The organism is Butyricimonas sp. RTP31003st1_G1_RTP31003_210430, from assembly GCF_040920905.1.
In the GTDB taxonomy this organism is placed as follows: Bacteria; Bacteroidota; Bacteroidia; order Bacteroidales; family Marinifilaceae; genus Butyricimonas; species Butyricimonas paravirosa.
Map to the genome: position 1 here is coordinate 1 of NZ_JBCOSQ010000096.1, position 13,445 is coordinate 13,445.

5 protein-coding genes are annotated in these 13,445 nt (G+C 45.3%); all 5 read right to left on the reverse strand.

Going from position 1 to position 13,445, the window contains the following annotated elements; translation table 11 throughout:
- Positions 1-229: 229 nt before the first annotated feature.
- The gene (locus tag AB5542_RS19765; protein ID WP_288215085.1) at positions 230-4,969 is read right to left on the reverse strand and encodes an efflux RND transporter permease subunit; all 4,740 of its coding nucleotides are present in this window, start codon (positions 4,967-4,969) and stop codon (positions 230-232) included.
- Entirely contained in the window at positions 4,966-8,055 is a 3,090-nt protein-coding gene (locus AB5542_RS19770; RefSeq protein ID WP_279038170.1) for an efflux RND transporter permease subunit, read from the reverse strand. Before AB5542_RS19770 ends, AB5542_RS19765 begins: the two co-directional genes overlap by 4 nt.
- A 6-nt stretch (positions 8,056-8,061) precedes the next feature.
- The gene (locus AB5542_RS19775; protein WP_087419046.1) at positions 8,062-9,126 is read right to left on the reverse strand and encodes an efflux RND transporter periplasmic adaptor subunit; all 1,065 of its coding nucleotides are present in this window, start codon (positions 9,124-9,126) and stop codon (positions 8,062-8,064) included.
- 31 nt (positions 9,127-9,157) lie between these two features.
- Positions 9,158-10,630 (reverse strand): TolC family protein, encoded by a 1,473-nt coding sequence (locus tag AB5542_RS19780; RefSeq protein WP_229782345.1) that lies wholly within the window; start codon positions 10,628-10,630, stop codon positions 9,158-9,160.
- 18 nt (positions 10,631-10,648) lie between these two features.
- The coding region (locus tag AB5542_RS19785) for a hypothetical protein (RefSeq protein WP_368243373.1) at positions 10,649-13,445 on the reverse strand (2,797 nt) is incomplete at its 5' end.

Below are 13,445 nucleotides of genomic sequence, written 5' to 3' on the forward strand. Positions count from 1 at the left end.
GTTGCCTGCGTGATCTCGTCGTCTCCCAGCAATTTCACGATCACCGTGATCACGTAGAAGGCGAGGGCACTCAACATGAAGTACAGGAATTTATTCCCGAATATAATCTTGATGTTATATTGTACCAGCTTTTGTAGGGTTATCCAAAATTGCACCATAGCGTTAATGTAAAATGTAAAATTTAGAATTTAGAATCACGAAATCGTCAATCATAAATCGCTAAATCTTTTTATTGTGTTATAATTTCTTCTTTATTCTCGATCTTCACACTTCTCAACAACCACAAGTAAGAGTCCTCCAAGGCCGGGAGAATCTTCTCGGCGGTCTCGGTGGGCTTATGCTCGCTGAGGCAACGTACCTTGATGATGTCGCCTTGGCGGATGTGGTGAACGATCAGCATATCGGACGGTAATTTTGCGAAATCCCGTACCGGAACCTCGAAGCTCCAGGTAACATCCTTGGCGATATTAGCCATGTCACTTGGCGTACCGTTGTATTTCAGGATACCCTTGTTGATCACGCCGACTTGGTTACAGGAACTGGCAATGTCCTCTATAATGTGGGTAGAGAAAATCACGATCCGGTTTCGGGACAATTCCACGAGCAAGTTTCTGAAACGGATTCTTTCCCGCGGGTCCAGACCGGCAGTCGGTTCATCCACCACGAGTATCCGGGGCAGGTTCAACAGGGTTTGTGCGATACCGATACGTTGTTTCATACCACCGGAGAAACCTCCGATCTTCTTGTCCTTGTTCTCGTACATATGCACGGCAGAAAGTACTTCGGCTATCCGGTTATGACGTATCTTTTGGTTATATATTCCTTTCAACAGGGCTTGGTACTCCAAGAACTCCCATGCTGTGAGGTTCTCGTAGGTCCCGAATTCCTGCGGTAAATAACCGATCAAACCTTGCAATTCTTCCCGTTTCTTCTGGGTATCGATGCCGTTAATGAATATCTTCCCGTAACTCTGTTCGAAGACCCCACAGATGATACGCATCAACGTGGTCTTACCGGCTCCGTTAGGCCCTAGCAAACCGAACATTCCGGTATGTATCTCCATGGAAACGGAATTCAACGCCTTGAACGGTTTCTTCTTCACCCCGATAAACGGAGCCTTGGAAGCCAGACGGAAAATAGTCTTTTTCAACATACGGAACCGACCGTCGATTAAGTCAATATTGATGTTCTCCTTGTTGATCTTGTTGGACAGGTAGCGGGCAGCAATACCGAGATACCAGAACATACCGAGGAAGATGGCCCCCCCGCTGTTCTCGAATTTCTTGCTTGCCCAAATCAGGATTACCATCGGGCCGGCATAATAAATGACGATAGCAATGATCCGTAGAATCTTGGCAATGACGGTCTGTTTCCGGTTCTCGCAGAACTCCCGGAAAACATTCATGATACTTAGCGTCATCGTCCAGGTAATGAAGGCAAAAACAATTGCCCAGAAGAACAGTACCTGGTAGCTGAACGTGAAATAATACATGAATCCCAACACGGGCAACGACCATAACAACGGTTGCATATCCCGCCATTCGCGATAATTCCCTTGCAGGCCGAGCCGTTCCCGGATCTTCAAACCGGAAGTCCATTCCCGGTTGAAACGTGACGGGCGTCCGTACACTTTGACAAGATTGCATATCTTGATCTCCAACTCTTCGTCAGCTGGGATGATATTACTTTGCGCCCGACGTAAACTGTCTTCCAAGAACCAGGTCACTCCCGGTACGAGAATAACCGTTAGGATCACGTATAGAATCCGGTTCAACAGGGTATAGGTCCAGAAGTAAACGCAGATTACGGCCACGACGAAAAGCACGACTTGCAATAGTTTCATGAAGAGATTTTGCGTGCGTAAGCGGTATAAAGCATCTTCCATTCCGGAATACAATGTCGGGATAATGACCAGAGTCAACAGCGTACTCATGGTAAGTCCCCCGATCACGGTGATGGCAAACGGGGCTCCCAGTCCGGACACGTATTCTCCTTGCCCCATAGCTAACGGAATCATGGCCACGATCGTCGTGATTGCCGTGATCAGAATCGGTCTTAAACGGGATAACCCGGCCGTTATAATAGCTCGTTGTTTACGGTTTCCATTCCGACGGAGTAAAGAAGTGTAGTCGATGAGGATGATACTATTATTCACCACGATACCAATGAGGATAATGAAACCCACGAAAACATTGGCATTCATCAATGAATTGCTCGTGAATAATAATGCCAGTAAAGAACCGATAGCGGCCAGCGGGATGGTAAACATCAACACGATGGGAGCCGTGGTTGATTCAAATACGGCAGCCAAAATCATGTAAATCAAAATGAATGCGGCCAAAATAAGGAAGATAAAATCATCCATTTCGTTTTCCTCGTGTACGACCTCCACGGCGATACCCGTCGGGACATCCATGCTTTGCACCAGTTCGTCAATCTCCTCCCGTGCGGCTTCCAGCAAATCCTTTGATTCGTTGATGTCGGAATTGAACATATAAACGAGGTTCACCTCCTTTTCCTGGTTAATGCGAGTGATATTTCCTTTGTCACGTCCTAGGTTGATGCGGCTGAAACTCCGTAATTGGACTAACCCGTTATTCTTGTTCGTGACTTCCAGGTTGCGTAAATCTTCCAATGTCCGGGTTTGTGTCTTCTGATCGTCCTCATCATAATTGATATCCCGGATCAGGATATCATATTCCTGGTTCCCGGCTTTGTATTTTACCTCAGCTTTACTTTGAGGCTGGAAATTGGAAAGCTCCTGGCTTACATTACTGGGTTCAACCTCGTTCATTCCCATGAGGTACTGGTCAAAAAATATTTTGGAGACCGTACTTCCTTGGGAAACTGAAATGTGGGAATTGGAAATGTTATCCAGATCGTCAAGTTGATATTTCAAATATTCGGCAAAATTCGCCATAGACTCGAAATCCTGCCCCTTGATTATCACTTTTTCTGTTTGACTGCCCATACCCATCATTCTGAGCAAGGAACTATTGCCAAGCATTCCACCGCCACCGCTACTTCCTCTGAAGTTCTCGCTGCTCTCGCTGGCTTCTAGGCTGATTTGGTTGATATTGACCGTCTCGGCCAACCGGAGTACTTCGGTTTTCAGTTGGATGAGGGATTTCTTATTGATCTTTTGGTAATCATCTTTCAATCGAATCGTAAGCCGGACATCCTCTTTCATAACGTTGGAAGAGAATTCTTTTATTTCCGGGACTTCGAGTAATTCGTCCTCGAAAAGCCGGATCATCTCGTCGGTCCTTTGAAGCGTGTAGCCCGTTGGCGGGGTGATATACACGTTGAACGTGTTCAATTCAACCTCTTTCAGCGTGTTCAAGGTTAAAGAGGTGGACAGAACCACGGTAACCAGTAACGTGACTAGAGCGATAATGATCACTTGTGCCGGACGGCGAAGTGACATCTTGAGTATGGCAACATATATCTGCACCAATCTGTTATGGATTGATAAGTTGCTGAAGTTTACATCTTCCGGTGTCTTGCGCAAAATAGCGTTTACCGCCATCGGAATCAATAGTAATGCCACGACCAACGATATGGTAAGCGTTGCCACGATAGAGATTCCGATATGTTCCCCGATCAGTTTGACTAGATAATTGTCCGCGAAAAGGAAAGGCAGGAACACGGTAATTGTGGTGACTGTGGCCGCCATGATTGCCTTCCATACCTCGGTAGTTCCCCGAACACAAGCCTCATCGGTGGAAACTCCCAGACCTTTCAGCCGGTAGATATTCTCCATGACGACGATAGAATTGTCCAGTAACATACCGACGGCAAGGGCGATACCCGTGAGGGTTAACGTGTTGATCGTTATTCCGAATAGATAAAAGAAATAGAATGACGAGAACACGGAAATCGGAATGGCAAAAGCCACGATGGAAATGATCCGTATTTTCCGAAGGAACAGGAACAACACGAATATGGCCAGTAAGGCTCCCGAAAGTCCGAGATCAATGATCTGGTCAATATTTTTATTCATCACATCGGCCGCATCATCTTCCACTTCAATAAGAACCCCTTTGGATTCTAATTCCCCGTTTAGGCGATCAATTTCTTGCCGGACTTTTTCGGAAAGGTCGATCACGTTAGCCATCGGTGATTTTGACAAGATGCAGGAAATCACCTCTTTCCCGTTAGTACGGGCGTAGGATTCCTCTTCTTTCACACCGAACTGGATTTCAGCGATGTCCTTCAACTGGATCGGGCCACTGGCAACCACGATACTCCCCAAGTCTTCTGTGGCAAGATATTCGGCTGTTACGTTGACGAAATAACGTTTGTTGTTCTCGTAAACAGAACCGGCGAAACTCTTTTCTGCCAGATTGCTTGAAATGGCTCGACTGATCGTTGATGTCGTGATGTTCAATGCCTTGCATCTTTCCGGATCGACAATAACCTCGATGCTTTTTTGCCGTCCTCCCATGATGGTGACGTTAGCGATCCCGTCGATATTTTCCAGGTAGGGAACAATCTCTGAATCGGCGATATTACGCACGTAGTCGATGTCGTCCTCCCCGAGAATTCGTAGGTTCATGAACATATCACTGGCAGAACCCGAAGAAGATTTGTTCACGTTTAACCTGAAATTATCAGGCAGATTCGGGGTGATGCTTTTTATTTTTTCTTCCAGTTGTAGAAAGGTGTATTTCAGATCAACGTCCTGTTTGAAAGAGACGGTTACCTGTCCTCCTCTCGAATAAATCTGGGTTTCTATTTTTTCTACCCCGTTAAGGGCACTGACGGCTCCTTCAACGGGAATAGCTACTTGATTTTCTATATAGGAAGGGTCAGATTCTGTCTCGGAGCTAATGCTCACGCTCAACACCGGCAATTCGGCATTGGGGTATAATTCCATGGGGAGGTGTTTATAGGAGAAAATTCCCATAAGTACCAGCCCGATGAAAAGCATCGATACAAGAACCCTTCTTTTTATAATCGTGTTCATGATTTCTTTCTGTCAATAACGTAATACACACACGGAATAACGATCAGCGTCATGATGGTTGAGGTTAGCAAACCACCGATCACGGCAAGTGCCATGGGGGAGCGCAATGAGGCTCCCTCACCGAATCCGAAACACATGGGTAGCAATGCCAGAATCGTGGTGGCACTGGTCATGATAATCGGACGCACACGATGCTGTGCTGCCATTTTAATAGCCTCTTCTAGGGGATGGCCCTCTTCTTTCAAGCGATTGATCGCATCCACGAGTATGATAGAACTGTTCACGGCAATACCCGCCAGCATGATAATACCGATAAAGGCCATCATGTTGAGTGTTTGTCCGGTGAGCAGGAATGCCAAAATACACCCGACGCCGGCTAACGGAATGGTCAGCAGGATCGTGAACGGGTGGCGCAAGGATTCAAATTGTGCAGCCATCACCATGTATACTAATAGAATAGATAAAAACAGGGCGAATCCCAACCCACTGAATGACTCTTGTCGCATCTCTTCTTCTCCCGTTATTTTAGCCGAATACTTGGCCGGGAATTCAACCTCGGACAATTTAGCTTTAATAGCAGGGGTTATATGACTTAGTGAGTATTGTTTCTCGATCATGGCGGTCACAATACCCGTTCGGCTTTGGTTAACCCGGTTAATTTCTTTCGGGGCTGACGTGATTTCTATGTCTGCAATCTCTCCGAGACGGTATTTCTTCTCGCCTTGTATGATTTCAATATCGTAGATTTCGGAAAGGGTCACTTCGGGAACCTTGATATTGATGTCAATAGTCTCGCCTTGTGTTTCGAAAGTTCCGGCATCCTTACCTGCCAGTTTCTCGCTGACTTGGTTACTTACCGTGGCAACGTCAATCCCGTAGATTCCACTTTTCAAGCGGTCAATCTTGATATTCACCTCCGGGGCTCCTTTTTCCAAGGAAGATTTGATGTCGTATATACCGGGAATTCCAGTGATTTTCTCTTTTATCTCGGTACACAATTCATCCAGTAATTCAAGTTCTTCCCCTTTCACCTCGATTACCAGCGGTGCCCCCTCTGTTCCCAGAATACTTTGTAGGGCGGATTCTCCTTTCTCGTAGGAAATTTCCACGCCTTCCGGCAAGGGGTAATTCTCGTTAATATTCGTGATAAAGTAATCGGCATCCAGCTTAGAATCTTTCTTTATCTTTACCTTAATTTGGGATTGATTCTCTGATTCCAGTTTTCCCCCGCTTTGACTTTCAAGGTTGGATGGGCCAACCAGCGTGTATTGCCATTCAATATCATCCTGTCCTAGAGTCCGGATGGCATCTTCAATGGTTCCCACGGCATTATCCGTACTTTTTAACCTTGTTCCCGGTTCCATGGTAACGAGGATCGAAAACTCCTTCGATTCTGTTTTAGGCATGAACTCCATGCCAATGAATGGTAACATCAGATAGGAAACAATCATGAGGATGAAGGCAATTGTAATCACCAGGTATTTCCTTTTAAGTACTTTTCCGACGAAGTTTCCGAAACCTTTGATCGTGATAGCATGACTGGTGATATTGTCTTTTTTCCGCATGAATTTCGATGCCAGCATCGGGATAAATAAGATGGAGACAAAAAGCGAGGATAATAACGAGAAGCTAACCGTCCATGCCTGTTCCTTGAATAACTCTCCGGCAGCACCTTGCAGGTACACGATCGGAAGAAATACCACGATCGTGGTTAAGGTGGATGCCGTAATCGCTCCCGCGACTTCCGAGGTCCCCCTCACGGCTGCCTCCGTGGGCGGCAGGTTGTTTTCGTCCATATTCCGGAAGATATTCTCCATCACCACGATAGCATTATCGACCAACATTCCCGCTCCCAGCGCAAGCCCTCCCAGCGTCATGATGTTAATGGAAAGACCGTTGAAGTACATCAGGTTGAACGTGGCTATGATCGAGATCGGGATAGAGAGACTGACGATTAATGTCATGTTCACTCGTCGCAAGAATATATAAAGTATAATAACGGCGAGGATGATACCCATTAAAGCGGAATCTTTAACCTCGTTGATGGAACTCCCGATAAATTCTCCTTGGTTACTGATGATATGGAAATCATACCCCGGTAAACTTTTGCGAAATTCATCAATCTTGGCTAGCAAGTTTTCCACGGCATTTACCGTGTTATATTTATTTTCTTTGTAGATACTGATCCCCAGACAGCGTTCTCCGTTATAACGGGCCAAATTTTCCGGGTCTTTGTTGCGAATGGACACGGAGGCCACATCTTTCAAATATACCGGGGCTTTTGTCTTGCTGGAACTGCTTGTAGATTCCGTGGAAGAGGAACTTCCGCTGGAAGAATTCTCTTTAAATGCCACGATAATGTTTTCAATATCTTGGAGACTGGTAATCAGGTTTACCCCTTTCACCGTGTATTGAATATCCCCGTCCGTGATCGTTCCCCCGGAAACATTTTGATTGATGGCCGTGATTTGCGAGGCAATCCCGTCGGCAGTTAATCCGAATGCCTCCAACATATAAGGATTCGTGGATATTTCGACGATAGCCTGTTCCTGTCCGTTCAATTGAATATCCGCGATTCCATCTACCCGGACGAGTTCATTACGCATGTAATTTTCTGCGATCTTTCGCAATTCATTCATGTCCTTCACCTCGTTATGAGTGAGAGCGATGGTCATGATTGGTGTTGCGTTGGCATCGTAACGGGTAACGTTAACTTCTTCGATGCTTTCATCTTGAGAAAGAGAAGAGACACTTCGCTGTAAATCCAGGAAAGCGGCATCCATGTCCTGATCCCATCCGTATTCCACGGTAACCTTCGTGTACCCGACTTTCGTGACGCTGTACACGCTCTTCACGCCTTCCTGACGTGCGGCAGTCGATTCGACATTGGTAGTGATTAGCTTTTCAACCTCTTCGGGTGGTCTCTGACCGCTTTTCACTTCCACGTAAAGAGCGGGATTTTTCAAGTCAGGGAAAAGATCTGTCCCTAACTTATTATAAGATATGGTTCCCAGTAAACATACCGCCAGCGTGAGCATTAACACGCTCACCGGGTATTTTACTGCAAATTTGGTAATGCTGTTCATGTCTTTTTATTTCATGATTTTTACTTTGCCTCTGTTTCTCAGGAATTCGTAGCCTTTCACCACGATCTTGTCTCCTTGGTTCAGACCGCTTTCCACCTCGATGAAACGGTCATCACTGATACCAATTGTGATGATTTTCTCCATGGCCCGGTTTTGTTCCACCGTGTAGACAATCCGGTTTCCTCCCCGACGGGAATTAACGATGTCTTTCGGTATAACAATAACTGAATCCTTTTGCAAAGTAATAATCTCTCCTTTTGCGAACATACCGGGACGTAGTTTCAGTTCCGGGTTGCTGATCGTGATGTATCCGGTGTATGTGCGGGTATCCTCGTTGATTGCCGGGGATAACTGGGAAACAAGGCCGGACAGTGTATCTGATTTGATATTATAATTGGTGACCAACACTTTTTGACCCACTTTCACCTTATCGATCGTGTTTTCCGGTAATGCGATTTCCATGTACATATGGCTGTAATCCATCAACCCGACCATCGTTTCGCCCGATGCGATCTCCACGTTCGGGGTGAAATACGGCAGGCTGACGATGGCTCCTTTGAAAGGGGCTTTGATCGAGAGCTTTGCCAGATCAGAGTATGCCGTTTCCAATGCTGTTTGCGCTTGTATGTAACTACTTTCGGCATTTAGTACATCTTTTTCCGTGGCACCGCCTTTTTCAAATACGGCTTTTTGTCCTTCCCACTCTTTCTTGGCGATATCAACCTGCATCTTTTTTGTCGGTAGCGACACGGTATTTTCGTGTTCTTTATTATTCAGCTTGATAATCACGGCTCCTTCCTCGACAATGTCTCCCAGCTTGTAGGGACGCTTGGTCTTGGGGTTGATCATCAGCTCGTATTTACCGTTTGTCTCGGATTTCACTTCCACCGTTTTGGCTGCTTTGGCTGTTCCTGTTGTGGTGGTCAATTCCCGAACATCACGTTTCCCGACTTCGGCAAGCCAAACAGGCGTGGTTGTCTCTGAAGAAGAACTCATTCGTTGCTCGTTACAAGCGTTCAAGGTGTAAGCCAGTAGAATCACCCCGATATATTTTATAGATTTGTTGATCATAGCGTTTTTGTTTTATATTTTGTGTTAGGGTTTATTTCAATAAATCAACCGGTAAATAAGACCTGTTATTCTGGTAATCCCACAGGGTTTGGATTTTCAGATCCAGTAATTTCAATTTGTATGAAATGATGGCATCCGTCAATGAGTTTTTTGCGTCAGTTAACTGGGTCTGTTGGTTTTTCAGTTCCATACCGGTAAGGGTTCCGCTACGATATTTCTCGACGTTGATGTCGTACGTGCGCTCTGCGTTTCTGACTGTCTGGCGGGCGATTTCGATCTGGCGTAATAATTTGGGTAACTCTCGACAAATCTGACGTACTTCGAGCATGATGGATTTTCTTTCTTCCTCGTTGCTGATCTCCGTGTTTTCGTTGGATAATTCCGTACTGCGAATACTTGCCTTTCTTGCCCCCCAGTCCCAGATAGGAACGGTTAAGGTAACCCCGATCGTTTCGTTGTCATCCGGTTTCGAGAAAGCTCCGTTGAATTTATCACCTTGGCCCATCAAACCTACTCTGGCGGAGATACTACCTTTAAACTTGTTATTATCCTTTGCCTCGATCAAGCTAAAAATACCTTCTTCAATGGCAATCTGTTGTTGGCGGATTTCCATACGTTGAGTCAAGGCGTATTTAACGGCTTGATTCACATCCACGTGAACCGAATCAATCTGGATGTTGGGTAATATACTGATGTCTATATCCAAGGGTAACCCCAAAGTTTGCTTGAATTGATCTTTGGTATTCTCGTAACTCGTTTCCGTGTCGGCGAGAGAATTCTCGTTCGTGGCTAAGGTTACTTCCGCCTGGAAGAGTTCTTCCTGGGCGATCAAATGTTGTTCCACTTTATTTTTGATTAACTCGTAATTTTCTTTTTGACTCTGGAAAGCTTCCCGAGCCGTAACGAGTCTTTTATAAGACTGGTAAACGCCATAAAATGCTGCGGTCACGTTCTTCTCGATGTTCAGTTGGGCTAGAGCGTATTGTATTTTTGCTTTTTCAAGGTTGAATTCCAGCCTTTTCAATTGCATCTTGGTCTTATTGTAGGTAAAGATCGGTTGCTCCAGGTTTAAGCTAAGATTATTTGAAAAAGAGGTACTCTTGGCTCCGAAAGATTGGTTATCGTCATCTTGCCAGTTAAACGAGTTGCTAAGTGTAAGCGTTCCGTCCGTCCACTTGATCGGTTGACTGATCCTGAAGTCCAGGCCGGAACTCATGGATTTCCGGGTATACCATTGTGTATTGTAATCGTCAAACGACGTACTTCTGGTATATTGAAATGGGCTCAGGTTCAAACTGAACTGTGATTTTAACGAGGCTTTTTGCTGAATCAGGGCCAGCTCACTTTGTTCTAGACTCATTTTACTTTGAATGATGGAAGGACTTTGCTGATAAGCGATCTCCAGAGCCTTTTCCAACGTCAAAATTTCCTGAGCAAACGTTGATCCGGAACAAAGCATGAGTATTCCCGAAATAATCAACGATATTGACGCGATCTTTTTCATAATATGTTGTTGTTATTTTTATTTGTTATTGTTCGTGTACACCCATTTTACCGCATCGGCAAAGATGATTTGGTTTGATCCCGATCCTTTGTCACTTAAGGTAATCTTAGCCTCTCCTTGCGAGAAATAGAAAGAACCCAGTGTCATCCATCCCTGCCGTCCCCGGCCCGTCTCGACTGAAATTTCCTCTTCTCCGTCATCATGTTTTACCGTGTAATATTGCATTTTTTTCTCTTCATTCCTTCCCCAGCGATGTCCCATCATGGGAAGATCAGACGAGTACACGAATACCTCGTAGAATCCTGGAATTTGTATCTGGGTTGTCCATTCCGTCTTGTTACTACCGCTTCCGGATTTCTTGTACACGGCACTATTGATATAGTCCCCGTAATAATTTGCCCCGATAGTAGCTGTCCATTTACTGGGGGGCATCCAGAAGTTTAAGTTCTTGTATTTATCTTCGCTCTCCTTCTTGAAGAAAGATTGTAGCTTGTTCTTTTGATTGGATTCGATTATCCGGAATCCGGGATCTTCGTTGTCAACCGTGATCTCTTTCGGGTTAAACGTGAAAAGGGTGGCATTTGCGTCGAATATTCCCGTTACCGTGTCGGTCGTCGTGGTGGTCACTTTGGCGAAATTCTGCATGATCGTACTGGGTAGATTTTGCGAGATATTCGTGTTAATCGTGAGGTTGCTCGGACGTTCGTCACATAAAATACGAATCTCTTTGTATTTCTGCGGTTCTATAATGTAATTTTTCGCCGGCTTGGACTCCATTTGAGCAGCCCGTCCTCTTCTTCCCCGCGGGCCGCCGGGGAACATTCCGCCTCCTTCTTCCACGTTGACGGAAATCACGCCTTCTACATTCGTGGGGTTGTACACTTGGAACTTCACGATATATTTCGTGTAATCCCCGACTTCTACTTGATCGGCATCCACCCCTTTCACGATAAAACGAGGCGTGCTGTTTATCGTGTACCAGTTCGGGATGAAATCCATTAAATTGAAATGGAATTTACGGATAAACTCACTGTTCAGGCGAGTGAAATTAACTTCTTGAAACTGGTATTTTTTAGTGAATTCTGCCATGAATTCCTTGAACTCGTTTGATGAAAGGCGTGAGTTTATATAGTTCCTCAGGTAAACGCCCTTTAGTTTCATCATTTCGTAGAACACCTCTGTCGAAAGCGTGTTATCAAGTACGGCTTGTTCAAAACTTTTCCCGTTTAGGTAAGCGGCGGCTCGTTGGTCATCGCCCATCCCGTTGAACATCCGGAAGAAATGTCTTCCCTGATCGCTTTCTTCCTGTTTTAGCATGGTGTTCATCACGATGTCTATGATCGGGAAATTCTGGGAATAAATAGAACCCGCGTAATTAAAATACATGGACGATAAATCGTACTTGTTCAGCTTGGATGTCCCGGACCACTCGCCAGAGAACATATTCACGAATGTATTTCCCTCTTCTTGAAACGTTTCCTCCGAGAGAAGAACCCGGCGGACGAAATCCCGTATAACGTTCATTTCCACGTCAATTTCTTCCATCGCTCCCTGGGGATCACGTCGTCCCCAGTTGGCCATTCTTTTCTTGGCAAATTTGAAATTACTGCTAGGCAGGGTCGTGGCAAATTCCGGAAGGAAAACCATCTCCGGTTGCGCCTGCTCGCTGTTCCCTTTCCAATTTCGCACGTAACCCGTGTAAGAAATAGGCGTTTCTGCCATGATAAATTTCTGATACGGGTATTTACGGCCTTTTCTCAACTCGTATTCGGATTTCACATCCTGAAGGAATCCGGCTAACGTGTCCGAAATGTTAGGAAAAACTTCAGAATAGAAATCGTGACCCTTAAAATTGTATAATTCGATCTGCACGGAATCAACCACGATACTCTTCTTCTCGTAGTCCCCGATGGCTAAACTGATGCCGGGCAGTTGCTCTTTATTTCGGAATATTGTCGTGTCCCCCGATTGGAAAGGTGTCCCTTGTGAAAGAATCGTCCGGTCATCGGGATGAATCACTTTTAGAGTGTAATTCGAGAAGTTTTTCCGGATATTATAAGGAGCTTCCGGGTTTACCGGTGGAAAGGTAGAGGGGTACCACAGGCATTCCGGGGTCAGCAGGGTAAATTTATCCTGCACGAAAGCGTATCTTTTCCCGAAACGGAGAATGCTACTTCCGGTTTGCGTGTCGTAATATTCTTCGTCCGTGATGTCCAGGTAGCAGATATTCTCGTCGATGGAACCGTTATACGTGATATCCAGTTCAAGGCTCTCGTACGGGCGGAGTTTGTGTTCCGCAATAATAACTTGCGCATCTCTTTTATAGGGAATTTCTTCTCCTTGGCGGGTTAATTTTTCAACTTGCAGGGATGGGTTCAAGTAGAACACGATTTTGTCGATCTCCTGGTGATTCCGGTTTTGGACCTTTACGTGTGAATTGACGGTAATCTTTTTACCGTCTTGTGAGAATATAATCTCTTGATCTATCAAATGAACTTTGTCAATATTATTGTATTTCTTGTATCTTTCAGAATATAATTTGCGTTGATTGTCAACGTGATGGAATCGGGTGAAATAGGTGAAACCACAGCCGATTCCGGCGATCAGGATAATACATCCCAGGGCGTTCAGCAAGATATTTTTCTTGGGATGTAACGGTAAGCGGTTGACCATGGCGATGGTAAACGTGAGTAATCCCATTCCCAATAGCAAGAATGTCAATCGTTGAACGAGATAGGGAAACAAGTTCGTGTGTCCCAGCACGTCGGAGAACATATTCGGCACCATGAGGGCGAAGAAGTCAAACGTTCCGTGT